Here is a 25,111-nt window from a genome sequence, read left to right on the forward strand (position 1 = left end):
GAAAGGCAACAGAGAACAGTGATGGCCGCCGCTGCGAATGATGTGCTGTCCGAGGGCCGCGAAGCCGTACGGCGGGAAGCGGGCGGCGTGCTGTCGGTCGCCGACCAGCTCGACGACAGCTTCGTGGCGGCGGCCCGCCTGCTCTACGACTGCGAGGGCAAGGTGTTCGTCACGGGGGCGGGAACCTCCGGGGCGGTGGCCAGGCGCATGGCCCACCTGCTGTCGGTCTGCGGCACCCCGGCGCTGTTCATCCAGGCTGCCGACGCCCTGCACGGCACGATGGGAGCCGTCACGGCGGGCGACGTCCTGATCGCGATCTCGCGCGGCGGCGGGTCCAAGGAGATCAACGACCTGACCACGCGCGTGCAGGAGCGCGGCGCGCGGGCGATCGCCCTGACCGCGGTCACGGACTCCGAGCTCGGGAACCGCGCCGACCTGGTGGTCAAGCTGGAGAGCCCGCCCGGCGTCGACCCCGGCGAGGTGATCGCCATGGGCTCGACGCTGGTCACCGCCGTGTGGGGCGACGCGCTCGCGTACGTGCTGATGAGGCTGCGCGGCTACGGGTGGGAGCAGGTGCTGCACAGCCACCCGTCGGGGGCGGTGGGGCAGATCGGCGACGCCCCCGACCCGCTGCCCGCGCTGACCTTCGACGCCGGCGCGGCGGTTCGCGGGGACGTTCCGAGGGGCACGGTCTGACCATGCCCGTCGTCGCAGGCGTCGACAGCTCGACGCAGTCCTGCACCGTGGAGCTCCGCGACGCCGACGGCGGCGCGCTGCTCGGGACCGGCCGCGCCCCGCACCCGGTGACGCACCCGCCGCTCAGCGAACAGGACCCCGCGGCTTGGTGGGGCGCCTTCGCCGCCGCGCTCGACCTGGCCTGCCGGGACGCGGGCGTGCGGCCGGGCTCCATCGACGCCGTGAGCGTGACCGCCCAGTGTCACGGCCTGGTGGCCCTCGACGCCGCCGGCCGGGTACTGCGGCCCGCCAAGCTGTGGAACGACACCACGTCCGCGCCGCAGGCGTCCGCCCTGGTCGCGCGCTACGGGGCCGGGAACTGGGTGCGCGCGACCGGCCTGACCCCGACCGCCGCGCTGACCGTCACCAAGCTCGCCTGGCTCGCCGAGCACGAGCCCGCCAACCTGCGACGCCTCGCCACCGTGCTGGTGCCGCACGACTGGCTGACGTACCGGCTGACCGGCGAGCGCGTCACGGACCGGTCCGACGCCTCCGGCACCGGCTACTACGCGGCGTTCGAGAACCGGTGGCGCACCGACCTGCTCGCCGAGCTGGTGTCTCCGGACGTCGACTGGGACGCGGCGGTGCCCCGGGTGCTGGGCCCCGAAGAACCCGCGGGGCGCGTGCTTCCCGAGGTGGCCGCGGAGCTCGGGCTGCGGCCCGGTCTGCCGGTGGGGCCGGGCGGCGGCGACCAGCATCTCGGCGCCGTCGGTCTCGGCCTCCGGACCGGCGACGTCGCCTACAGCCTCGGCACCTCGGGGGTGGTGCTGTCGGTCAGCGCCGATCCCGTCTTCGACCCCACCGGCTGGGTGGACGGCGTCGCGGACGCGGCGGGGGGCTACCTGCCGCTGGTGTGCACGCTCAACGCCACCAAGGTCACCGACACCTTCGCCCGCCTGCTGGGGGTCGACGTCCAGGCGCTGGGCGACCTCGCGCTGGCCGCCGACCCCGACGGGGCACGGCCCACGCTGGTCGCCTACCTGGACGGCGAGCGCAGCCCCGACCTGCCGAACGCCCAGGGGGTGATGGCGGGCCTGACGACCGCCTCGACGCGTGAGGGCCTGGCGCTCAGCGTGTTCGAGAGCGTGATCTTCGGGCTGGTGCGCGGGCACCGGGCGATCGACGCCGCCGGCGTGCCGACCTCCGGCGAGGTCGTCGCCGCCGGAGGAGGCGCCCGCTCCCTCGCCTACCGGCAGGTGCTCGCGGACGTGCTCGGCCGCCCGGTGATCACCCGCGACGCGCCCGAGGCGAGCGCCCGGGGCGCCTGCGTCCAGGCGGCGGCGGTGTTCTCCGGTTCCGCCATCACGGACGTACGCGACGCGTGGTGCCCGCCTCCGGCCGCGACCGTCGACCCCCGGCCGGGCGGCTCATCCGCGCTGATGGAGCGCTACCTGCGACTCGCCGAACACGTACAGGCCCACAACGCCTGACCCGCCGCCACCGATCCGTGCAAAGGAATGGACCCATGACCCTCTACGTCGACTCCGCGGAGCGCTCGGCCGTCGAGCCCCTGCTGGCCACCGGCCTGTTCGCCGGCGTCACCACCAACCCGGCGCTGCTCGCCCGCGCCGGGCTGACCCAGGCCGACCTTCCCGCCGTCTTCGCCTGGGCGACGGGCGCGGGTGCCAGGCAGGTCTTCATGCAGACGCTGGGCACCACCGCCGGGGAGATCGTCACCGCGGGCAGGCGGATCCGGGGCCTCGGACCGGAGGCGGTCGTGAAGATCCCCGCCACGCGGGAGGGACTGACCGCCGCGCGCGTCCTGGCGGACGAGGACGTGCCCGTACTGGTCACCGCCGTCCACCACGCGACCCAGGCGCTGCTCGCGGACGCCGCCGGCGCGCGCTTCATCGCCCCGTACGTCGGCCGCATGACGGATCAGGGCCACGACGGCGTCGCCGAGACCATCCTGTTGCACCGAATCCTGTCGGAACCGCGCACCCAGGAGCCGACCGGGCCGGGGACGCGGGAAGTGCCGGAGCCGGGGACCCTGTCCGGGCCGGGAACGCGGGTGCTCGCGGCGAGCCTGCGCTCCCGGGAGGACGTCGCGGCGCTCGCCGCCGCGGGGGTACCCGACTTCGCGCTGAGCGCCCCGCTGTGCGAGGCACTGCTGGCCGACGAGCTCACCGTCGCCGCCGCCGACCAGTTCGAGGCCATCGCCGCAGGGCAGAACTGACCAAGGACCGACCACCTCGAACAAGGGAACCGGTCTCGATCATCGGCCGTCGAGACCGGTCCCCTACCGCAGTGCTTCCCGTACGGCCGCGGCGTCCGGTCCCCTACCGCAGTGCTTGCCGTACGGCCGCGGCGTCCTGGTCGAGCAGATCTCGGTCACGGGGTTTCCACCGGGCCTTGATCTCGAAGCCGTCCTCCGCGTATCGGGGGATGACGTGCAGGTGCAGGTGGAAGACCTCCTGGAACGCCGCCTCGCCGTCGGCGAGGAAGAGGTTCACCCCCTCGCAACGCACCCCCGACCCGCGAAGCGCCCGGGCGACCCGCTGCCCGGCCCGCCAGACCTGGGCGCCGGTCTCCTCGTCGATGTCGTCCAGCCCCACCACGTGGACGCGCGGGATCACCAGCGTGTGACCCGCGGTGACCGGGTTGATGTCCATCACGGCCACCACGGTGTCGTCCTCGTACGCGACGCTCGCCTCGCCGCGGCCCGCCACGATGTCGCAGAAGACGCAGGGACTCGGGGTGTTCTCCATAACACCCATGATCCGCACTCCGCAGGGCGTTCACCTCCCATTTAGGTGACCGCCTCCGGCGGCCCATGCTCGGGCGAACGCGTCCCTTCCCGGGCCGGGCCGGCCTTCGGCGAGGGCGTCGCCGTCCTTAGCACACAATGGCTGTGGGCACGCCGATTCGGTTCGTCAAGAACAGTTGAGTTCATTTCGTTACCACCTCTTAACGCTTTGACGGTGCCGGGGTCCGGTGGGCCGTCCGCATTCCGGGAGGTACGCATTCTTGGCCGTCGATTGGCGGATCGGCGCCAGGCCGGGCACCCCCTATCAGGTATTCGGCGCCATGCAGGTCATGGATTTGGGTCGGGCCGAATTCGCGCGTCCGCTCGCCGGACCCCCAGCAGGTGGCACGCCGCGCGCCGCCCCACCGCCGAAGGTCCCAGGCGGCCGGGTGGCCGAATTCCCATGGCCCTCACCGGGCCCTCGAACTAGAACTTCATTCATGTAATGACAGAATTGATAATTCACCTATACGATCGCCATTCGTGGTTGAAGTCGATCATTCAGGCCTCCGGCTGGCCAACGACCTGTTCTTTGTTATGCACGACGACATAACCGGTCGAATGCGGCTGGCCCCCCGGCTGACCGGGCTCGGGCTGGCCGCCGCCCTCGTGGGCGAGCTCATGCTCGCCGGACGGGTCACCGTAGGGCTGGCGGCGGGGCAGATACGGCTCGCCCCCCTCGACACGGCGCCGACCGGCGACGCGGTCACCCAGAGCGCCCTGGAGCACATCGTCGCGGAGCCCTCGCATCGATTCCGGACCTGGCTGCAGTTCCTCGCGCGTACGGCGCATGCCGACGTGGAGGCCCGGATGGCCGCCGAAGGGCTGCTGGGCCCGCCGAGGGGGCGGCTGACCCGGAGACGGGCGCCGGTCGACCCGAACATCGCGGCGTGGCCCGTCGGCCGCCTCAACCTGGCCATCCAGCGCCGCCAGCCGCTCGACGCCCAGGACGGCGTCCTGCTCGGACTGCTCGCCGCGACCGGCGGCGGCCGGCTCGTCCTCTGGGAAGAGGACCCCGCGTACTTGTCCGGCGCGATGTCCGCCCTTCCACTGCCCCTGCGGGAACTCGTCGCCCAGACCGAGGCCGCCGTCGGCGACTCGGTCATCAGCCGGCGGTGAACCACCCCGCTCGTCTCCCGCCGGCCGAGGACACGGCCTGGACTGTCGCAGGCGCGCGCTAGGGTCCTGCGGAGAAGCACCCGCACATCATCCCGGGGAGCGTACGGTGACCGTGCTCGCGAAGCCGCGCCTGGCGGAGGTCGAGGCCTCCGTCGAGCAGCTGGTGTTCGTCCGCGAGGACGAGTACACGGTCGCGCGCATGAGCGCCGAGGGGCTGAGCGGGTTCGTCGCCTCGGGCCGTGCGCTCGCCGGGGTCCAGCCGGGCGAGACGCTGCGCCTGGCCGGCGACTGGGACGAGCACCCGCGCCACGGCACCCGCCTGCTGGTCACCCGGTGCGAGCGGGTGGTCCCCTCCACCGTGCGCGCCATCAGGCTGTACCTCGGCTCGGGCCTGATCCGCGGCATCGGGCCGAGGCTCGCCCACGCCGTCGTCAGCCATTTCGGCGACGAGACGCTCACCGTCATCGACACCGAGCCAGAGCGCCTCACGGAGGTCGTCAACATCGGCGCCGCGCGGCAGGCGCAGATCGTCCAGGCATGGGCCGAGCAGAAGGCCGTCGCCTCGCTGATGGTCGTCCTGCAGGGCTTCGGCGTCAGCCCGCTGCTCGCCGCCAAGATCTACCAGGTGTACGGCGACGACGCGAACGACGTCCTGGTCTCCGACCCCTACCGGCTGATCGGCCAGGTCAGGGGCATCGCCTTCCACACCGCCGACCGCATCGCGCTGCGGTCGGGCGTGCCGGAGAACAGCCCGCGGCGCGTCGAGGCGGCGGTCCTCGACCGGCTGGAGGCCGCGGCCGCGCGCGACGGGCACTGCTTCCTGCCGCTGCCCGTTCTCGTCGCCCAGGCGGCGAGCCTGGTCGAGCAGGAGGACGAGCCGGTCCACCGGGCGGTCGACGCGCTGGTGGCCGAGCGGCGGGTCGTCGCCGAGCCCTCGCCGTCCGATCCCGGGCAGGTGGTGGTGTACTCCAAGGAGCAGCACGGCCGCGAGGTCGCGCTGGCGGCCCAGCTGACCAGGCTGTGGCGGGCCCGCTCCACGCTGCCGCTGCGCCCGTTCGCGGAGGACGAGGGGCTGGACGAAGACCAGCGGGTGGCGGTGAACCTCGCCCTGACCAGCACTCTGTGCGTCCTGACGGGCGGTCCGGGCTGCGGCAAGAGCCACACGCTGAAGGTGGTCGCGGCGACGGTGCGGGCGATGGGCGGCACGGTGACGCTGACCGCGCCGACGGGCAAGGCGGCCAAGCGCCTGTCGGAGCTCACCGGCCTGCCGGCGATGACCGTGCACCGGCTGCTCGCCCGGCAGCCGGAGCCCGAGGAGGGCACGCTGTTCCAGCAGTCCCCCGCGGAGGCCGACCTCATCGTGGTGGACGAGGCCTCGATGCTCGACCTGCAGCTGGCCACCCGGCTGACGGCCGCGATCCCCTCGGGCAGCCACCTGCTGCTGGTCGGCGACAGCGACCAGCTTCCCAGCATCGGCCCGGGCAGCGTGCTGTCCGACCTGCTGCGCGTGGAGGAGGTGCCGCGCATCCGGCTGACCCGCGTCTTCCGGCAGGCGGGCGACAGCGGCATCGTCCAGGCCGCCCACCGCATCCGGGCGGGCGAGCTGCCGGCGCTGCCGGGCCGGGGCGGCTTCTGGTTCGAGGAGCTCGACGATCCGGAGCGGGTGGCCGAGCGGGTGGTCCATCTGGCCACGGAGGCGATCCCCCGCAAGCAGAACATCGGCGCCGACCAGGTCCAGGTGCTGTGCCCGACGCGCAAGGGCGCCACGGGCACCGCCGAGCTCGGCCGCAGGCTGCAGGAGCGGCTGAACCCCCCGCGCGAGGGCGCGGCCGAGCACTGGTCGGGCCCGTCGGTCTTCAGGGCGGGCGACCGCGTCATGCCGGTCCGCAACAACTACGACAAGGGCGTGTTCAACGGGGAGACCGCCACGGTCACGGCGGTGAGCGCCCAGGAGCGGCTGGTCGAGATCCGCACCGACGACGGCGAGACCGTCGAGTACTCCTTCGACGAGCTGGACGAGCTGACCCACGCCTACGCGATCAGCGTGCACCGCTCCCAGGGCAGCGAGTATCCCTTCGTGGTGGCGCCGATCGTGGCCGAGGCCAGGGGCGTCATGCTGCGGCGCAGGCTGCTGTACACCCTGGTCACCAGGGCCAGGTCGTGGGTGGTGCTCGTCGGCCGGCGGGACGCGCTGGAGATGGCGGTGCGGCAGCTCGGCCACCGCAGGAACACCGGCCTGGCCGCCCGCCTCGCCCTGGGCATGGCGGGCTGAGCCCTCCTCTGCCTGAGCCTGATCCGTTTCGACGTCGCCCGGCCAGGTACGGAGAGATCCGATGACTCGCGCGAGCCACCCGAACGGCGACAGACCCCGGCCTCACCGTGGACCGATCCATTCCAGGACCGTGAGCTGCGCATTCCCTCCCGGGACGCCCGAACGCGTTTCCAGCGCATTATTCAAGTATTGCGTTCACATGTCAGATCCTGTCAGGATGCTCGCAAGCGGTCCGATGTTAATTCGGCGATGACATTCACCGCTTCGTGTCTTCTGGTGGCGTTCTGTCGAAGAGCCCGATCCGCACGGAGAGGGCCGCGGAGCTCTCCCTGCTGACGCGGCACGCGCTCATCGCCGTCCGGCCCGTCCGGCTCCGATCGCGATCAGCGACGACCGCCGATCCGGGCGTCCGGGCTCTCACCGACACCTCCTCCAGCGGGCGCGGCGTGCACGAACAGTCGCTCTTACCCGAAGGAGTTCACGTGGCCGTCTCGCGTCGGAGGTTCATGACTTCCGTGGTGTCCGGGTCCGCTCTGGCGGCGGTGTCGTCGTCGCAGCTGGCGTCCGCGCTGACCAGCGCGGCCAGCGCGGCCAGCCCGGTGGGTGATGTGGTCGGGAAGATCACCGTGGGATACCAGGGATGGTTCGCCTGCCCCGGCGACACCGCGCCGATCAACGGATGGTGGCACTGGAGCGCCAACATGGGCCAGCCCCCCTCCCCGTCCAACACCACGATCGTGGCCTGGCCCGACACCCGCGAATACCAGCGCACCTACCCCACCGCCTACGCCAACCTCGGCAACGGGCAACCGGCCACCCTGTTCTCCTCCTACGACCAGCAGACCGTCGACACCCACTTCCGCTGGATGCGCGAGAACAACATCGACACCGCCGCCCTGCAACGCTTCAACCCCATGGGCGGCGAAGGCCCCACCCGCGACGCCATGGCGACCAAAGTCCGCACCGCCGCCGAGACCAACGGCCGCAAGTTCTACATCATGTACGACGTCTCCGACTGGACCAACATGCAACCGGAGATCAAAACCGACTGGACCAACAAAATGGCCGCCATGACCGCCTCCCCCGCCTACGCCAGGCAGAACGGCAAGCCGGTGGTCGGCATCTGGGGATTCGGCTTCAACGACCCACAACGCCCCTTCGCGCCCGCCCCCTGCCTGGAGGTCGTCAACTGGTTCAAAAACCAGGGCTACTACGTCATGGGCGGAGTCCCCACCTACTGGCGCGAAGGCATCAACGACTCACGCCCAGGATTCGGCGACGTATACCGCGCGTTCAACATGATCTCACCCTGGATGGTCGGACGCATCGGCAACATCGCCGACACCGACAGGTTCTACACCAACATCAACGTGCCCGACCAAGCCGACTGCAACGCCCACGGCATCGACTACCAGCCCTGCGTCCTGCCCGGAGACGTCAAAAGCCGCCAGCGCGCCCACGGCGACTTCATGTGGCGCCAGTTCTACAACATGGTCCGCACCGGCGCCCAAGGCATCTACATCTCCATGTTCGACGAATACAACGAGGGCAACCAGATCGCCAAAAGCGCCGAAACCCTGGCCATGGTCCCCACCAACTCCGGCATGCTGGCCCTGGACGAAGACGGCACCCCATGCTCCTCGGACTACTACCTGCGCCTCACCGGAGACGGCGGCCGGATGCTCAAAGGCCAGATCGCCCTCACCCCCACCCGCCCCACCCAACCAACGGTCAACGGCGGAGGGGACAAGCAGCCGCCGAGCACGCCGGGCAACCTCACGGTGACCGGGAAGACGGCCACCACCGTGTCGCTCTCGTGGACGGCCTCCACCGACAACGTGGGAGTGACCGGCTACCAGGTGCTCCGCAGCGGCACGGTCGTGGCCACCGCCCCCGGCACGCCGTACACGGTGACCGGGCTGACCCCCTCGACGGCGTACAGCTTCACCGTCACCGCCCGTGACGCGGCCGGCAACACCTCCGCCGCGTCGAACGCCGTGAGCGTGACCACCTCCCCGGCCTCCTCGGTGGTCGCCCTGCGCGCGAGGGCCAACAGCCGGTACGTGACCGCCGCCAACGGCTCGGCGCTGATCGCGAACGGGACGTCCGTCGGAACCGGGCAGCAGTTCGAGCGCGTCGACCTCGGCAACGGCAACGTGGCGCTACGGGCGAAGGTCAACAACATGTACGTGACCGCCGAGAACGCCGGAGCTCAGCCGCTCATCGCCAACCGCACCGCGATCGGCCCGTGGGAGACCTTCCAACTGGTCACCAACCCGAACGGCTCGATCAGCCTCAGGGCACAGGCCAACGGCCAGTACGTGTGCGCCGAGGGCGGCGGCGCCCAGCCGCTGATCGCCAACCGCGCCGCGATCGGCACCTGGGAGCAGTTCGACCTGGTCTGAACAGAAGGCGCCGGGCGGGCACCCGCCCGGCGCCTCCACGCGCCTGGTGGTCCGCCGTCAAGATCCTCGCGCGCTTTCTGGAGCACGCCCTGTGGTCGTACTTCACCGGATACGCGGGCTGAAACGAGGCCGGCCGGTCATGGCCGCTGCCGATCGGCATGGCGTGCTCCGCGAGGAGGGGCCTCCTCTGCGCCCGATGACGCTTTATATCCGGCTACTTCCTGCCAGCGCCGCGCCCCACCCATAGCGCGATCGTCGCGGTAATCTCAATTCGCCGGGCAACGGAATTCGACCGGTGCAATGGTGTGTTCACGCGCCCATCGATTATGCGGTGGATATGCGGGTGAATGGAAGCCGCCGCGAAAACGGCAATGTATGACGCATGGGTAAAGCTAAAGCATTCAGGTGTGGTGGAGGCGGCCGATGTCCCTGAACGAGACCAAGCAGACCCCGGAGTACGTGGCGCCGGTGCCGTCCGATGAGCCGGCCGAGATGCCCGCCGAGGAGCCGGCCCGGCCCCGGCGCCGCATGACGGCGGCCGTGATCGGCGCGGCCGTAGCCGTGCTGGCGCTGGGCGGGCTCGGATACGGCCTCCTCGCCGACCGCACGCCGCCTCCGGACGGCGGGCCCCCGCCGTGGGAGGCGCCCTCGAACCCCAAGCCGCTGGTGCTGGCCGCGGGCCTGAAGTTCGGGCCCATGGGCATGGCCGAGCACTACCACTCCCACCTCGACGTCTACGTCGACGGCAAGCCGGTCCCCGTCGCCGCCGACATCGGCATCGACCCCGGGTCAGAGGAGATGGCGGCCGTCCACACCCACGACACCCGTGGCGTGATCCACATCGAGACCGATGTCAAGGGCACGGCCTACACCCTCGGCCAGATCTTCACGGAGTGGGGCGTCACGCTGAAGGCCGGCCAGATCGGCACGCTGAAGGCCGGCAACGGCAAGACGCTGACCACCTACGTGAACGGCCAGAAGCTCGACGGCGACCCGGCCGCGATCGTGCTGAAGCCGCACCTGCAGATCGCCCTGGTGTACGGCGAGCCGGACCCGTCGTTCGCGCCTCCCGCCACCTACCAGTTCAAGTCCGACGAGTGACCCCGGCCCGCGTTCACCCGGGGGTGGAGGTCTGATCCGCGGTCCTCGGGCGCGATGCCGTCACCGTCGTCGGTCACCGTCACGACGGCCTGGTCGCCCGACCGGCCCGCGGTGACGTCCACCCGCGATCCGGCGTGCCGCTGGGCGTTGACCAGCAGGTTGTTCAACACCCCGATCAGCTTGATCTGGTTGCCGAATACCACCGCCTCACCGGTCACGTCCGCGTACACGCAGACGAACTGACACCACTACCTCCTCCGAGAAAGCCGCTTCCGCCGGTACGCCCGCCGCCTTTCCTCAAGGCCGAAACGACTCCCAGAGCAGACCTCTGCCTTGTCGGGCAGGAAAGGCCGGTAATCAGACCATGAATATAGGAACGCGACACCATCACTTCGCATTCATGGCGCCGGCCTGATCACGTGGGGCTTCGCCCAGACGCCCCGGTGTGGTCTATCTGCGTTACGGCGTCAAGGACGCTGCGTGATGGTGTATCGGAGTCCACGAGGGCTCCGCTTCTAGGTCCGGGCCGGCCGAGGCGCGCAGGTCAAGCGCCTCGGCGCGGGTGTCACTGGCGGGCCGCCCCGGCGCGGCGCTTGGTCCACACGTCGAAGGCGACCGCGGCGAGCAGGACGACGCCCTTGACCAGCATGACCCGCTCGCTGGGCGACCCGATCAGCGACATGCCGTTGTTGATCACACCCATGATGAGGCCGCCGGTGATGGCGCCGACCACCTTGCCCACGCCGCCCTGTACGGCCGCGCCGCCGATGAACGCCGCAGCGATCGCGTCCAGCTCGAACGCGTTGCCCGCCGTGGGCCCCGCCTGGTTGAGCCGGCCCGCGAAGATCACGCCGGCCAGGGCCGAGAGCACGCCCATGTTGACGAAGATCCAGAAGACCACCGACTTGACCTTGACGCCGGAAAGTACCGCCGCCTGCAGGTTGCCGCCGATGGCGTAGATGCGCCTGCCGAACACCGCGCGGGTGGTGACCAGGGAGTAACCCAGCACCAGCAGCGCCAGCAGCACGAGCACCCATGGCAGGTTCTTGAAGCGGGCGAGCTGCACCACGATGGCGATGACCACCGCACCCGCACCGACGATCTTAAGCAGGAAGAGCGGCAGCGGGTCGACGCCCTGGCCGTAGCGCAGCCGCGCGGCGCGGGTGCGCCACTGGGCCGCCACCATGCCCGCGACCGCGACGACGCCGAGCAGGAGGCTGAACAGGTCGGCACCGCCCAGCGGGCCGAGCCCGATGTTGCCGAGGTAGCCGTCGGTGAACCCGTTGGACAGGGTGCGGACCGGGTCGGGGAAGGGGCCGATGCCCTGGTTGCCCAGCACGGTGAGGGTGAGGGCGCGGAACAGCAGCATGCCGGCCAGGGTGACGATGAACGCCGGAATGCCGTAGTAGGCGATCCAGAAGCCCTGCCAGGCGCCGATGACCCCGCCCGCGACGAGGGTGAGGAGCAGCGCGAGCGGCCAGGGGACGCCGTAGTTGACCATCAGCACCGCCGCGACGGCGCCGGTGACGGCGACCACCGAGCCCACCGACAGGTCGATGTGCCCGGCGATGATGATGAGGATCATGCCGATGGAGAGGATCAGGATGTAGGAGTTCTGGACGATGATGTTGGAGATGTTCTGCGGTTCCAGCAGGGCGCCGTCGGTCAGCACGGAGAACAGCACGACGATCAGCGCGAACGCGATGTAGATGCCGCTCTGCCGCACGTTGAGCGAGATGCCGAGCAGCGACGCGCGGCTCGGCGGCTGCGCCGGACCGGTGTCCCCGCCCGGGACGACCTCGGCGCCGGAGTGGGAGATGCCGCTCATCGGATCTACTCCTGTCCCTTCGTCATGTAGTGCATCAGGCGTTCCTGCGTCGCGTCCTCGCGCCGGACCTCGCCGGTGACGCGGCCGGCCGAGAGCGCGTAGATGCGATCGCACAGCCCCAGCAGCTCCGGCAGTTCAGAGGAGATGACCAGGACCGCCTTACCCTGGTCGGCCAGGCGGTTGATGATCGAGTAGATCTCGTACTTGGCGCCCACGTCGATGCCGCGGGTCGGCTCGTCCAGGATGAGCACGTCGGCGTCCGTGAAGATCCACTTGGACAGGACGACCTTCTGCTGGTTGCCGCCGCTGAGCTTCCCGGTGACGCTGAGCACGCTGGGCGCCTTGATGTTCATGCTCCCGCGGAACTCCTCGGCGACCCGGTACTCCTCGTTCTCGTTGACCCACCCCCGGCGGGCCAGCTTGGACAGCTCGGCCGCCGAGATGTTGCGCTTGATGTCGTCGATCAGGTTCAGCCCGTAGCGCTTACGGTCCTCGGTGGCGTAGGCGATGCCGTGCCTGATGGCGTCGCGCACCGACCGGATCTGGACCTCGCGCCCGTCCCGGTAGACACGGCCCGTGATGCCGGTGCCGTAGGAGCGGCCGAAGACGCTCATGGCCAGCTCCGTGCGCCCGGCGCCCATCAGGCCCGCGAGCCCGACGATCTCGCCCCGGTGCACGGTCAGGCCGACCCCGGAGACCACGACCCTGCCGCGCTGGGTGGGGCTGTGGACCGTCCAGTCCTCGATGCGCAGCGCCTCCTCGCCGATGTTCGGCTCGTGCGGCGGGAAGCGGTGCGAAAGGTCACGGCCCACCATGCCCGCGATGATGCGGTCCTCGGTGACCTGGCCGGCCTTCATGTCGAGGGTCTCGATCATGCGGCCGTCGCGCAGGATGCTGATGGAGTCGGCGATGGCCGCGATCTCGTTCAGCTTGTGCGAGATGATCACGCAGGTGATGCCGCCGTCGCGCAGGCCGCGCAGCAGTTCGAGCAGGTGGGCGGAGTCCTCATCGTTCAGCGCGGCCGTCGGCTCGTCCAGGATCAGCAGCCGCACCTCCTTGGACAGCGCCTTGGCGATCTCCACAAGCTGCTGCCTGCCGACGCCGATGTCGGCCACCGGGGTCACGGGGTTCTCCGGCAGCCCGACCCGATCCAGCAGTACGCGCGCCTCGTGGTTGGTGCGGTTCCAGTCGATCAGGCCGCGCGTGGCCCGCTCGTTGCCGAGGAAGATGTTCTCGGCGATCGACAGCTGGGGGCAGAGCGCCAGCTCCTGGTGGATGATGACGATCCCGCGCTGCTCGCTGTCCCTGATGCCGGAGAAGTGGCACGGCTCCCCGCCGAAGGAGATCTCACCGTCGTACGAGCCGTGGGGGTAGACCCCCGACAGCACCTTCATCAGGGTCGACTTGCCCGCGCCGTTCTCACCGCAGATGGCGTGGATCTCCCCTCGGCGCACGGACAGGCTCACGTCCTGAAGTGCCTTGACTCCGGGAAATGTCTTGGTGATTCCACGCATCCGCAGAATGTCGTCGGTCATCTCGCTCACGTCTCTCGTGATGTCACGGCGGGGGTGCGGCGCCGTCGGCCCCGCGCCGCACCCCGGTGGGTCAGCCCAGCTGCGACTGGGTGTAGTAGCCGGTGTCGACGAGGTTCTTCTGGTAGTTGGTCTTGTCGACGATCACCGGCTCCAGCAGGTAGGACGGGACGACCTTGTTGCCGTTGTCGTAGTCCTTGGTGTTGTTCACCTCGGGCTTGCCGCCCTTGAGCACGGTGTCGGCCATCTTCACGGTGACGTCCGCGAGCTGGCGGGTGTCCTTGTAGATGGTGGAGTACTGCTCACCGGCGATGATCGACTTCACCGAGGCCAGCTCGGCGTCCTGACCGGTCACGATCGGGTAGGGCTGGCCGGAGGTGCCGTAACCGTTGCTCTTGAGCGCCGACAGGATGCCGATCGACAGCCCGTCGTACGGCGACAGGACGCCGTCGACCTTCGCGCCGCCGCTGTAGGTCTTGGTCAGCAGGTCCTCCATGCGCTTCTGCGCGGTGGCCGGGTCCCAGCGCAGGATGGCGACGGTCTTGAAGTCCGTCTGCCCGCTCTTGACCTTCAGGGTGCCCTTGTCGATGTACGGCCGCAGCACCGACATCGCGCCGTTGAAGAAGAAGGTGGCGTTGTTGTCGTCGGGCGAGCCGGCGAACAGCTCGACATTGAACGGGCCCTTGGCCGAGCCGTCCGCGCCGTCGGCGGTCTTGAGCTTCAGGCCGACGAGCAGCGACGTGGCCTGCTGGACGCCGACCTTGAAGTTGTCGAAGGTGGCGTAGTAGTCGACGTTCGGGCTGTTGCGGATCAGCCGGTCGTAGGCGATGACCGGGATGTGCTTGTCGGCCGCCTCCTGGAGCTGCGTGGTGATGGCCGTGCCGTCGATCGAGGCGATGACGAGCAGTTTGGCGCCCTTGGTGATCTGGTTCTCCAGCTGGTTGACCTGGGTCGGGATGTCGTTCTCCGCGTACTGCAGGTCGACCTTGTAGCCGAGCTTCTCAAGGCTCGCCTTGACGTTGTCGCCGTCGTGGATCCAGCGCTCCGACGACTTGGTCGGCATGGTGACGCCCACCAGGGCGCCGGCGTTGCCCGCCGTGCCGGACGAGGCCTGGATGTCGGCGGTCTTCTGCGTGGAGCCGCACGCCGTCGTGACCGAGGCCAGCGCGAGGGCGGAGACCACCGTCGCCAGTCTTCCGAATCTCATCGTTCTGCTCCTTGAGGTGGGGTGGCCCGATGCGGGGGTGGAACCGGGCGCCCGGCGGAGACCTCGGGCACGGCCCGCGCTGGATCGGCCGAGGCGAGGCGGCCCGCGACCGGGGGCCGGGCCCAGAGCGCGCCCGGCCGGAATGGACGGCGACCTCCCGTATCCCTGTCAGGCGAGCGTTCTGCGCCCTACGCCTGAGCGGTTAGTGTTATCGCTAACAATTTGCCTGTCAATAGCGTCCGATAACTTCGCTGTAACAAGGCGGAAACCCTCGCGGGCCAGGAATTCCCAATAGGCGCCGGTCCGAGTGAGCGTTACCAATGGCAGGTGGGCGTCACCAGCGGCGGGCGGGGCCCGATCACCCGCGCGGCGGCGCGACGCTGTCGCGCACGACGAGCTCCGGCGCGATGGTGCGCCGCTCGCACCCGCGCTCCCCCTCGTCGATCTGCCGCAGCAGCACGCTGAGACTCGCCGTCGCGACGGCGTTGAAGTCCGGGCGGACGGTGGTCAGCGGCGGGATGAAGTAGCCGGCCTCCGGCACGTCGTCGAAGCCCACCACGCTCACGTCGTCCGGGACTCGACGGCCGCGCTCGCTCAGCGCCCGCAGCAGGCCGAGGGCGATGTGGTCGTTCGCTGTGAAGACCGCCGTGACCTCGTCCATCCGGGCCAGCATCTGCCCGGCCTGGTAACCGGAGGCGGCCGTCCAGTCGGCGGACACCAGCGGCGGCACCTCGGCGCCCGCCTCCTCGAGCGCCCGCCGCCACCCCCTGACCCGCCCGGCGCTGTCGAACCAGTCGGCCGGCCCGGACACGTGCCACACCGTCCGGTGGCCGGCTTCGAGCAGGAACCGGGTCGCGTCGCGGGCGCCGGCCTCCTGGTCGACGGTGACCAGCGGGATCGACCGCTCGGGATCGCCGTCGATGGTGACGAGCGGGACGTCGGCCGGCAGGTCGTCCAGGGCCTCGTTGGCGGCGACCACCGGCGCAATGATCACAATGCCGGCCACCCGCTGGTCCAGGTGCCGCTCGACGGCCTCGGCCACGGAGCGGCGATCGAGACTCCGGACGCTGCCGACGCTCACGGCGAACCCCGAGGCGCCGGTGGCCTGCTCGAACGCCGACAGCATCGACATCGGCCCGTACAGCGTGGAGCTCTGCGCGATGACGCCGATCACCTGGGACTTCCCGGTGACCAGGATGCGCGCCGCGCGGTTCGGGCGGTAGCCCAGCTCGGCGATCGCGGCGCGCACGCGGAGCCGGGTCTGCTCACGGACGTTCGGGTGACCGTTGAGCACCCGTGACACCGTCTGGTGCGAGACTCCGGCGAGGCGTGCGACGTCCGTCATGGCCGGCTCGCGAACGCTCCTTGTGCTCACTGGCTACCTCACTCGGTCGTTGTACAAGCCGGCCGCGCGCGGCGGCCGTGCGGCCCACGGCGCAGTGCCAGTGTCCCAGGGCCGGTCGGGCCGCGTGACACCCACGCCCCGGTGGGCGGTTGACACGGACGACCCTGCGCTGTTAACGCGCACAATCACGGGGGCTCCGGCGGTCGGGGACGGTTAACGGCACGTTTCGACGTAACCATACCGTGACCCCGAAATCGCTTGACCGACATTGTTGTTAGCGTTCACAGTTCTGCCCAGATGACGGAAGGGGGAACCATCCCAGGGCCGGCATCCACTCCGCGCTGACCGTCCACGACAGACCAGGGTGCCCGGTCCGGACGGCGGACCGGGCACTCACAGCAGGAAGGACCCCCACAGTGGTGAAGAGAATCACGACGCTGTTACTGTCCGCCGCCATGGCGGCGGCTCTGGCCGGTTGCGGGAGCGGCGGCGCCACCTCCGGCGGCGACGGCACGATCACCATGGGCTTCGCCCAGGTCGGCGCGGAGAGCGGCTGGCGCACCGCCAACACCAAGTCGGTCCAGGAGTCGGCCAAGGCGGCGGGCGTCGAGCTGAAGTTCTCCGACGCCCAGCAGAAGCAGGAGAACCAGATCAAGGCCATCCGCTCCTACATACAGCAGAAGGTCGACGTCATCGCCTTCTCGCCGGTGGTGGAGTCGGGCTGGGACACCGTGCTGAAGGAGGCCAAGGACGCCAAGATCCCGGTCATCCTGACCGACCGGGCCGTGGACTCCAAGGACACCAGCCTCTACAAGACCTTCCTCGGCTCGGACTTCATCGAGGAGGGGAAGAAGGCCGGCCAGTGGCTGGTCGACCAGTACAAGGACGTCAAGGACCCGGTGAACATCGTCGAGCTGCAGGGCACCACCGGCTCGGCTCCCGCCAACGATCGCAAGGCCGGCTTCGGCCAGGTCATCGCCGCCGACCCCAAGTTCAAGATCATCGCTTCGCAGACGGGCGACTTCACCCGGGCCAAGGGCAAGGAGGTCATGGACGCCTTCCTGAAGGCCAACCCCAAGATCGACGTCCTGTTCGCCCACAACGACGACATGGGCCTCGGCGCCATCGAGGCCATCGAGGGCGCCGGCAAGGTGCCCGGTAAGGACATCAAGATCATCACGATCGACGCCGTCCACGACGGCATGCAGGCCCTGGCGGACGGAAAGATCAACTACATCGTCGAGTGCAGCCCGCTGCTCGGCCCGCAGCTCATGGACCTGTCCAAGAAGGTCGTCAAGGGTGAGCAGGTGCCCGCCCGCGTGGTGACCGAGGAGACCGCCTTCACCCAGGAGCAGGCCAAGCAGGCCCTCCCCAGCCGCAAGTACTGATCCCGGGAGGCGGGCCGCCACAGCCGGCCCGCCTCGCACGACGACGAGGAAGAGGAGAGGGCGCCATGGCCACACCCGACCCGATCCTGCGGATGAGCGGGATCGGCAAGCGGTTCCCCGGCGTGACGGCGCTGGACGGCGTCGACTTCCGGCTGCTGCCGGGCGAGGTCCACGCGCTCATGGGAGAGAACGGCGCGGGCAAGTCGACGCTGATCAAGGTGCTGACCGGTGTCCACGACATCGACGCGGGCGAGATCGAGCTGGACGGCCGCCGCGTCGCCTTCGCGAGCCCGCTCGCGGCCCAGCGGGCGGGGATCAGCACGGTCTACCAGGAGGTCAACCTCTGCCCCAACCTCTCGGTCGCGGAGAACGTCTTCATCGGCCGCGAACCACGCCGGTACGGCCGCATCAGGTGGCGGGAGACGCGCCGCCGGGCCGCCGAGCTGCTGGCGCGCCTGGAGCTCGACATCGACGTGGCGGCGCCCCTCTCCTCCTACTCGCTCGCCGTCCAGCAGATGGTGGCGATCGCGAGGGCCGTGGACGTCGAGGCCAGGGTGCTGATCCTGGACGAGCCCACGTCCAGCCTCGACGCGGGCGAGGTCGCCCAGCTGTTCAGGGTGATGCGGCGCCTGAAGGACCAGGGCATCGCGATCCTGTTCGTCTCCCACTTCCTCGACCAGGTCTACGAGATCGCCGATCGCATGACGATCCTGCGCAACGGCAGGCTGGTCGGCGAGTACCCGACCGGTGAGCTGCCGCAGGTGGAGCTGGTCGCCAAGATGATCGGCCGCGAGCTTGCCGACCTCGAGAAGCTGGAGGGCAGGCCGCCGGCGCGGGAGGGCCCGCCGCTGGTGGAGGCCAGGGAGCTGGGCAGGGCCGGGGCGATCGAGCCCTTCACCCTCACCATCGGAAAGGGCGAGGTCGTCGGCCTGGCCGGGCTGCTCGGCTCGGGCCGCACCGAGATCGCCAGGCTGCTGTTCGGCGCCGACCACGCGAGCACCGGCTCGGTGCGCGTCGACGGCGAGCAGGCCGCCCTGCGCACCCCCCGGGCCGCCATGGGCCACGGCATCGCCTTCTGCTCGGAGGACCGGCGCGCCGAGGGGCTCATTCCCGACCTGACCGTGGGCGAGAACCTCCTCCTCGCCCTGCAGGCGACGCGTGGCTGGACCAGGCCGATCCCGCGGGGCAGGCAGGAGGAGCTGGTCGGCAGGTACATCGCAGCGCTGAGCATCCGCCCGGCCGACCCCGGGCGGCTCGTCAGGAACCTCAGCGGCGGAAACCAGCAGAAGGTGCTGCTCGCGCGCTGGCTGATCCTGCGGCCGCGCCTGCTCATCCTGGACGAGCCCACTCGCGGCATCGACGTCGGCGCGAAGGCGGAGATCCAGCGCCTGGTGGCCGAGCTGTCCGACGGCGGCACGGCCGTCCTGTTCATCTCCGCCGAGCTGGAGGAGGTGCTGCGGCTCAGCCACCGGGTCGGCGTGCTGCGCGACCGCCGGCTGGTGGCGGAGCTTTCCAACGGCGGGAACCTGACCAGCGAGGCGCTGATGGAGACCATCGCGAGCGGAGGCCCCTCATGACGACCCTGCTGCGGCACCGGCTGCTGTGGCCCGTGGTCGTCCTGGTCGCGCTGCTGCTGCTCAACCTGGCCTTCACCGACGGCTTCCTGTCCGTCCAGATCAAGGACGGCCACCTGTACGGCAGCCTGGTGGACATCGCCAGGTTCGGCGCGCCCCTGATCCTCGTCGCGCTCGGCATGACCCTCGTCATCGCGACCGGCGGCATCGACCTGTCGGTCGGCTCGGTCGTCGCGATCGCGGGAGCGCTGGCGTGCCTGCGGATCAGCGACCTGCCCGACCAGAACTCCGCGGGCGGCGTGCTGGCCGCCGCCGGGGTCACCCTCGCGCTCTGCTCGCTGCTCGGCGCGTGGAACGGCTTCCTGGTGGCCGGGGCCGGCATGCAGCCGATCATCGCGACGCTGATCCTCATGGTCGCGGGACGCGGCCTGGCGCAGCTCGTCACCGACGGCCAGATCATCACGGTCAACAGCACCACCTACAAGCTCATCGGCGGCGGGTACTGGCTCACGCTGCCGTTCTGCATCATCGTCGTGCTCGCCGTGCTCGCGCTCACCGCCTTCCTCACCCGCCGCCTGGCCCTCGGCCTGCTGATCGAGTCGGTAGGCGGCAACGCCGAGGCCAGCCGCCTGGCCGGCATCCGCTCGCGCGGGGTGATCATCATGGTCTACACCTTCTGCGCGCTGTGCGCGGGCGTCGCCGGGCTGATGGTCAGCTCGAACGTCTCCAGCGCGGACGGCAACAACGCCGGGCTGTGGATCGAGCTGGACGCCATCCTCGCCGTGGTCATCGGCGGCACCTCGCTGGCGGGCGGCCGTTTCTCGCTGTCCGGCACCGTGCTCGGCGCGCTCGTCATCCAGACGCTGACCACCACCATCTACTCGATCGGCGTGCCGCCGGAGACGACACTGCTGTTCAAGGCGCTGGTGGTGACCCTGGTGTGCCTGCTGCAGTCCCCGGCCTTCCGGGAGAAGGCGTTCCGCCGCCGCCGGCGTCCCCCGCGCGCGCCGTCGGCGCCCAAGGAGAAGGTGAGGGTCCCGGCATGACGACCGCCGGCATCCTGGCGGCCGGCCGCGCGCTGCCGCGCAAGTACGTGCCCGTCCTTGTGACCACCGGCCTGCTCGCGGCGATGTTCGCCGCAGGAGGCATCCGGTACAGGGGCTTCGCCGGCGGCCAGGTCGTGCTCAACGTCTTCGTCGACAACGCCTTCCTGCTCGTGGTCGCGGCCGGCATGACGTTCGTGATCCTGACGGGGGGCATCGACCTGTCGGTCGGCTCGATGGTCGCCCTGTCCACCATGATCTCGGCGAGCCTCGTCACGCACCACGGCTGGCCCGCCCCGGCGGTGATCGCGCTGGTGCTGGCGATCGGCGCGGCGCTCGGCCTGGGGATGGGCGCGATCATCCACTACTTCGAGATCCAGCCGTTCATCGTGACGCTCGCCGGGATGTTCCTCGCCCGGGGCCTGTGCTACACGATCAGCACCGAGTCCATCTCCATCACCGACCCGACCTTCACGGCGTTCGCGCAGACCAAGGTGCCCCTGGGCGCCGGCGTCTGGGTCTCCCCCAGCGTGGTGATCGCGGTGGTCACCGTGCTGGTGGGGGCGTACGTGCTGCACTACACCCGGCTCGGCAGGAACGTCTACGCGGTCGGCGGCAGCGAGCAGTCGGCCCTGCTCATGGGGCTCCCCGTGGCCCGGACCAAGATCGCGGTGTACACGATCAGCGGTTTCTGCTCGGCGCTCGGCGGGGTGCTGCTCTCGTTCTACATGCTGTCCGGGTACGGCCTGCACGCTGTCGGCATGGAGCTGGACGCCATCGCCGCCGTGGTCATCGGCGGCACGCTGCTGACCGGCGGCTCGGGCTACCTGCTCGGCACCGTGCTGGGCGTGCTCGTGCTCGGGCTGATCCAGACGATCATCAGCTTCGAGGGCACCCTCAGCTCCTGGTGGACCAAGATCTTCATCGGCCTGCTCCTGTTCGCGTTCATCCTCCTGCAGCGCCTGATCGGCGCCCGCAAGGAGCGGCACTGACCATGACCCCGATCCTGAGAGTCAATGTGAGCGTTAACGAAAATCGCTATGTGATCGGCGTGGACTTCGGCACCCTGTCCGGCCGCGCCGTCGTGGTGCGGGTCGAGGACGGCGCCGAGCTGGGCTCGGCGGTCCACGAGTACGCCCACCGGGTCATGGAGGACACCCTGCCCGGCGGCGGGGTGCGCCTCGGCCCCGACTGGGCGCTGCAGTCGCCGAGGGACTGGATCGACGTGCTCCGCACCGCCGTGCCGGAGGCGCTGGCCGTGGCCGGGGTGCCCGCCTCGCGCGTCATCGGCATCGGCACCGACTTCACGGCGTGCACCGTGCTGCCCGCCACCGCCGACGGCACGCCGCTGTGCGAGCTGCTGCCCGGCCGCCCGCACGCCTGGCCCAAGCTGTGGAAGCACCACGCCGCCCAGCCGCACGCCGACCGGATCAACGCGCTCGCGGCCGAGCGCGGCGAGCCCTGGCTGCCGCGCTACGGCGGGAAGATCTCCTCCGAGTGGGAGTTCGCCAAGGGCCTGCAGGTCTTCCAGGAGGACATCGAGGTCTACCACCTGGCGGAACGGTGGATCGAGGCCGCCGACTGGATCGTCTGGCAGCTCACCGGAGTGGAGACCCGCAACGTCTGCACCGCCGGGTACAAGGGCATCCACCAGGACGGCGGCTACCCCTCCGAGGACTTCCTGGCCGCGCTCGACCCGGGGTTCGCCGACTTCACCGGCAAGCTCGGCCACGACCTGTCCCCGCTCGGCGGCCTGGCCGGGCGGCTGACCGCCAGGGCGGCGGAGTGGACCGGCCTGCCCGAGGGCGTCGCGGTGGCGGTCGGCAACGTCGACGCGCACGTCACCGCCGCCGCCGCGGACGCCGTGCGGCCGGGCCAGATGGTCGCCATCATGGGCACCTCCACCTGCCACGTCATGTCCTCCGACCGGCTCGCGGAGGTGCCGGGCATGTGCGGGGTGGTGCGTGACGGGATCGTCCCGGGCCTTTGGGGGTACGAGGCGGGCCAGTCGGGCGTCGGGGACATCTTCGCCTGGTTCGCCGAGACCTCGGTGCCCGCCTCCTACACCGAGCGGGCCGAAGGGCTCGGGCTCGGCGTCCACGAGTACCTGACCTCGCTGGCCGCCGCGCAGGCGGTCGGCGCGCACGGGCTGGTCGCGCTCGACTGGCACAACGGCAACCGCTCGGTGCTGGTGGACCACAACCTCTCTGGCGTGGTCGTCGGCCAGACGCTCGCCACCAGGCCGGAGGACCTCTACCGGGCGCTCATCGAGGCCACCGCGTTCGGCGCCCGCGTCATCGTGGAGGCGTTCGAGAGCTCAGGGGTGCCGGTGGAGGAGTTCGTCGTCGCCGGCGGGCTGCTCAGGAACCCCTTCCTCATGCAGCTCTACGCCGACGTGCTACGCCGCCCGCTGTCGGCCATCGGCTCCGAGCAGGGGCCCGCGCTCGGCTCCGCCATCCACGCCGCCGTCGCGGCCGGGGCGTACGACGACATCACCGGGGCCGCCGCCGCGATGGGCAGGCGCACGACGGCCGCGTACGTGCCGGACGCCGCGCGCGCCGGCGCGTACGACCGGCTGTACGCCGAGTACCGCCGCCTGCACGACCACTTCGCCGGCGGGGAGCTCATGCACCGGCTCCGCGCGATCAGGGACGAGGCGAGAGCATGATGCTGGAGGAGCTGCGCGAGACGGTCTGCCGGCTGCACGCCGAACTGGTGCGCTACGGCCTCGTCGCCTGGACCGCGGGCAACGTCTCCGGGCGGGCGCCCGGCGGCGACCTGTTCGTCATCAAGCCGAGCGGGGTCTCCTACGACCACCTGACCCCCGAGTCGATGGTCGTGTGCGATTTGGACGGCCACCTGGTCGAGGGCGGCTTCTCCCCCTCCAGCGACACGGCGGCGCACGCCTACGCCTACCGCCACCTGCCGCAGGTGAACGGCGTGGTGCACACCCACTCCACCTACGCCTCGGCCTGGGCCGCGCGCGGCGAGGCGATCCCCTGCGTGCTCACCGCGATGGCCGACGAGTTCGGCGGCGAGATCCCCGTCGGGCCGTTCGCCCTGATCGGCGGCGACGACATCGGCAAGGGCATCGTGACCACGCTGTCCGGCCACCGCTCCCCCGCCGTGCTCATGCGGAACCACGGCGTGTTCACCATCGGCGACTCGCCGGAGGCCGCCGTCAAGGCGGCTGTGATGTGCGAGGACGTCGCCCGCACCGTGCACGTGGCGCGGCAGCTCGGCGAGCCGCTGCCGATCGCGCCCGCCGACATCGACCGTCTGCACGACCGCTACCAGAACGTCTATGGACAGAGGAGTCACCTGTGAAGCTTTGGTTCCTGACCGGCAGCCAGGGCCTGTACGGCGAGGAGACGTTGCGGCAGGTGGCCGGCCAGTCCCAGGAGATCTCCGCCGCCCTCGGCCGGTCGCTGCCCTTCGAGGTCGTGTGGAAGCCCGTGCTGACCGACGCGGCGGCCATCCGCAGGGTGTGCCTCGAGGCCAACGCCGACGAGGACTGCGGCGGCCTGATCGCGTGGATGCACACCTTCTCACCGGCCAAGATGTGGATCGCCGGGCTGGACGCGCTGCGCAGGCCGCTGCTGCACCTGCACACCCAGGCCAACAGGGAACTGCCGTGGAGCTCCATCGACATGGACTTCATGAACCTCAACCAGGCCGCGCACGGCGACCGCGAGTTCGGCTACATCCAGTCCAGGCTCGGCGTGCCGCGCAAGACCGTGGCGGGGCACGTGAGCGACCCGGCGGTGGTGGCGCGCGTCGGCGCCTGGGCACGGGCCGCGGCGGGACGCGCCGAGGTGGGCTCGCTCAGGGTGGCGAGGTTCGGCGACAACATGCGCGACGTCGCGGTCACCGAGGGGGACAAGGTCGAGGCGCAGCTGCGGTTCGGCGTCTCGGTCAACACCTACGGCGTCAACGACCTGGTCGGCGCGGTCGCGGCGGCCTCCGACGCGGAGGTGACCACGCTGGTCAAGGAGTACGAGGACGGCTATCTCGTCGCCCCGGAGCTGCGGGCGGGCGGTGAGCGGCACGAGTCGCTGCGGTACGCGGCGCGCATCGAGCTGGGCCTGCGCCACTTCCTCGCGGACGGCGGCTTCAAGGCGTTCACCACCAACTTCGAGGACCTCGGCGGGCTGCGGCAGCTTCCGGGGCTCGCGGTCCAGCGGCTGATGGCCGACGGCTACGGGTTCGGCGGCGAGGGCGACTGGAAGACCTCGGTGCTGCTGCGCACGATGAAGGTCATGTCGGCGGGGCTCGCGGGCGGCACGTCCTTCATGGAGGACTACACCTACCACCTGACGCCGGGCGAGGAGGTCATCCTCGGGGCGCACATGCTGGAGGTCTGCCCGTCCGTCGCCTCGGGAACGCCCTCGTGCGAGATCCACCCGCTGAGCATCGGCGGGCGCGAGGACCCCGTGCGGCTGGTGTTCGACGCCCGGCCCGGGCCCGCGATCGTGGCGGGCCTGGCCGACATGGGGGATCGGTTCCGGCTGGTGGCCAACGAGATCGACGTGGTCGCCCCCGCCGAGCCGCTGCCGAGCCTGCCGGTCGCCCGGGCCGTATGGAGGCCCCGTCCCAGCCTGCGCGTCTCGGCCGAGTCGTGGCTGACCGCCGGGGCTCCGCACCACACCGTGCTCTCCGCGGCGGTCGGGGCCGAGGAGCTGGCCGACTTCGCCGACATGCTCGGCGTCGAGCTGGTCCTGATCGACGCCGCCACCACCTCCCGCCGGTTCGCCCAGGAGCTGCGCTGGAACCAGGCGTACTACCGGCTCGCCCAGGGGTTCTGACGAGGGCCGGT

The 25,111-nt window shown here is 70.6% G+C and carries 20 protein-coding genes; 14 read left to right on the forward strand and 6 right to left on the reverse strand.

Annotated elements, in window-relative coordinates; all coding sequences use genetic code 11:
• The first annotated feature begins 21 nt into the window (after window positions 1–21).
• The 3 genes from ACOZ38_RS23215 to ACOZ38_RS23225 are packed head-to-tail and all read left to right on the forward strand — an operon-like array spanning window position 22 to window position 2,911.
• Complete coding sequence (locus tag ACOZ38_RS23215) at window positions 22–696, forward strand: SIS domain-containing protein (protein ID WP_424533276.1); 675 nt, start codon at window positions 22–24, stop codon at window positions 694–696.
• A gap of 2 nt (window positions 697–698) precedes the next feature.
• Window positions 699–2,165 carry a xylulokinase gene (xylB, locus tag ACOZ38_RS23220; RefSeq protein WP_424533277.1) on the forward strand — a complete coding sequence of 489 codons (1,467 nt, stop codon included), beginning with the start codon at window positions 699–701 and terminating at the stop codon, window positions 2,163–2,165.
• Window positions 2,166–2,200: 35 nt separating this feature from the next.
• Complete coding sequence (locus ACOZ38_RS23225) at window positions 2,201–2,911, forward strand: transaldolase family protein (RefSeq protein ID WP_424533278.1); 711 nt, start codon at window positions 2,201–2,203, stop codon at window positions 2,909–2,911.
• 103 nt (window positions 2,912–3,014) lie between these two features.
• On the opposite strand, the gene ACOZ38_RS23230 is transcribed toward ACOZ38_RS23225, so the two are convergent.
• On the reverse strand, window positions 3,015–3,443 hold the full coding sequence (locus ACOZ38_RS23230) for an HIT family protein (RefSeq protein WP_424533279.1): 429 nt from the start codon (window positions 3,441–3,443) through the stop codon (window positions 3,015–3,017).
• A 521-nt stretch (window positions 3,444–3,964) separates the two neighbouring features.
• Here ACOZ38_RS23230 and ACOZ38_RS23235 point away from each other — a divergent pair.
• The 4 genes from ACOZ38_RS23235 (at window position 3,965) to ACOZ38_RS23250 (ending at window position 10,378) form a co-directional block, all read left to right on the forward strand.
• Complete coding sequence (locus ACOZ38_RS23235) at window positions 3,965–4,600, forward strand: GOLPH3/VPS74 family protein (protein ID WP_405150080.1); 636 nt, start codon at window positions 3,965–3,967, stop codon at window positions 4,598–4,600.
• A 106-nt stretch (window positions 4,601–4,706) separates the two neighbouring features.
• Window positions 4,707–6,872: an ATP-dependent RecD-like DNA helicase gene (locus ACOZ38_RS23240; protein WP_424533280.1), complete on the forward strand. Its 2,166-nt coding sequence runs from the start codon at window positions 4,707–4,709 to the stop codon at window positions 6,870–6,872.
• 482 nt (window positions 6,873–7,354) lie between these two features.
• Window positions 7,355–9,277 (forward strand): fibronectin type III domain-containing protein, encoded by a 1,923-nt coding sequence (locus ACOZ38_RS23245; RefSeq protein WP_424533281.1) that lies wholly within the window; start codon window positions 7,355–7,357, stop codon window positions 9,275–9,277.
• 423 nt (window positions 9,278–9,700) lie between these two features.
• Window positions 9,701–10,378: a hypothetical protein gene (locus ACOZ38_RS23250; protein ID WP_405150085.1), complete on the forward strand. Its 678-nt coding sequence runs from the start codon at window positions 9,701–9,703 to the stop codon at window positions 10,376–10,378.
• On the opposite strand, the gene ACOZ38_RS23255 is transcribed toward ACOZ38_RS23250, so the two are convergent.
• The 5 genes from ACOZ38_RS23255 to ACOZ38_RS23275 all read right to left on the reverse strand — a co-directional run bounded on the left by ACOZ38_RS23255 (window position 10,354) and on the right by ACOZ38_RS23275 (window position 16,290).
• A complete protein-coding gene (locus ACOZ38_RS23255) occupies window positions 10,354–10,608 on the reverse strand; it encodes an ATP-binding protein (RefSeq protein WP_424533282.1) in 255 nt (84 codons plus the stop codon). The genes ACOZ38_RS23250 and ACOZ38_RS23255 overlap by 25 nt on opposite strands.
• Before the next feature lie 335 nt (window positions 10,609–10,943).
• Complete coding sequence (mmsB, locus tag ACOZ38_RS23260; RefSeq protein WP_424533283.1) at window positions 10,944–12,206, reverse strand: multiple monosaccharide ABC transporter permease; 1,263 nt, start codon at window positions 12,204–12,206, stop codon at window positions 10,944–10,946.
• A gap of 5 nt (window positions 12,207–12,211) precedes the next feature.
• Entirely contained in the window at window positions 12,212–13,741 is a 1,530-nt protein-coding gene (gene mmsA, locus ACOZ38_RS23265) for a multiple monosaccharide ABC transporter ATP-binding protein (protein ID WP_424537075.1), read from the reverse strand.
• A 70-nt stretch (window positions 13,742–13,811) separates the two neighbouring features.
• Window positions 13,812–14,945 (reverse strand): multiple monosaccharide ABC transporter substrate-binding protein, encoded by a 1,134-nt coding sequence (gene chvE / locus ACOZ38_RS23270; RefSeq protein ID WP_405150089.1) that lies wholly within the window; start codon window positions 14,943–14,945, stop codon window positions 13,812–13,814.
• 358 nt (window positions 14,946–15,303) lie between these two features.
• The gene (locus ACOZ38_RS23275; protein ID WP_424533284.1) at window positions 15,304–16,290 is read right to left on the reverse strand and encodes a LacI family DNA-binding transcriptional regulator; all 987 of its coding nucleotides are present in this window, start codon (window positions 16,288–16,290) and stop codon (window positions 15,304–15,306) included.
• A gap of 416 nt (window positions 16,291–16,706) precedes the next feature.
• Here ACOZ38_RS23275 and ACOZ38_RS23280 point away from each other — a divergent pair, with 416 nt between their 5' ends.
• The 7 genes from ACOZ38_RS23280 to araA all read left to right on the forward strand — a co-directional run bounded on the left by ACOZ38_RS23280 (window position 16,707) and on the right by araA (window position 25,100).
• Window positions 16,707–17,678: an ABC transporter substrate-binding protein gene (locus ACOZ38_RS23280; protein WP_424533285.1), complete on the forward strand. Its 972-nt coding sequence runs from the start codon at window positions 16,707–16,709 to the stop codon at window positions 17,676–17,678.
• A 65-nt stretch (window positions 17,679–17,743) separates the two neighbouring features.
• Entirely contained in the window at window positions 17,744–19,255 is a 1,512-nt protein-coding gene (locus ACOZ38_RS23285; RefSeq protein ID WP_424533286.1) for a sugar ABC transporter ATP-binding protein, read from the forward strand.
• A complete protein-coding gene (locus tag ACOZ38_RS23290; protein WP_405150095.1) occupies window positions 19,252–20,298 on the forward strand; it encodes an ABC transporter permease in 1,047 nt (348 codons plus the stop codon). The genes ACOZ38_RS23285 and ACOZ38_RS23290 overlap by 4 nt, the downstream gene beginning before the upstream one ends.
• Window positions 20,295–21,287: a galactofuranose ABC transporter, permease protein YjfF gene (gene yjfF, locus ACOZ38_RS23295; protein WP_424533287.1), complete on the forward strand. Its 993-nt coding sequence runs from the start codon at window positions 20,295–20,297 to the stop codon at window positions 21,285–21,287. Before ACOZ38_RS23290 ends, yjfF begins: the two co-directional genes overlap by 4 nt.
• Window positions 21,288–21,289: 2 nt before the next feature.
• On the forward strand, window positions 21,290–22,963 hold the full coding sequence (gene araB, locus ACOZ38_RS23300; RefSeq protein WP_424533288.1) for a ribulokinase: 1,674 nt from the start codon (window positions 21,290–21,292) through the stop codon (window positions 22,961–22,963).
• Window positions 22,960–23,622, forward strand: a complete 663-nt coding sequence (locus ACOZ38_RS23305) for an L-ribulose-5-phosphate 4-epimerase (RefSeq protein ID WP_424533289.1) — start codon at window positions 22,960–22,962, stop codon at window positions 23,620–23,622. Before araB ends, ACOZ38_RS23305 begins: the two co-directional genes overlap by 4 nt.
• Window positions 23,619–25,100, forward strand: coding sequence for an L-arabinose isomerase (araA, locus tag ACOZ38_RS23310; RefSeq protein WP_424533290.1), 1,482 nt, complete (start codon window positions 23,619–23,621; stop codon window positions 25,098–25,100). Before ACOZ38_RS23305 ends, araA begins: the two co-directional genes overlap by 4 nt.
• The last annotated feature ends 11 nt before the right edge of the window (window positions 25,101–25,111 follow it).

This window comes from Sphaerisporangium viridialbum, assembly GCF_049674955.1.
In the GTDB taxonomy this organism is placed as follows: domain Bacteria; phylum Actinomycetota; class Actinomycetes; order Streptosporangiales; family Streptosporangiaceae; genus Sphaerisporangium; species Sphaerisporangium viridialbum.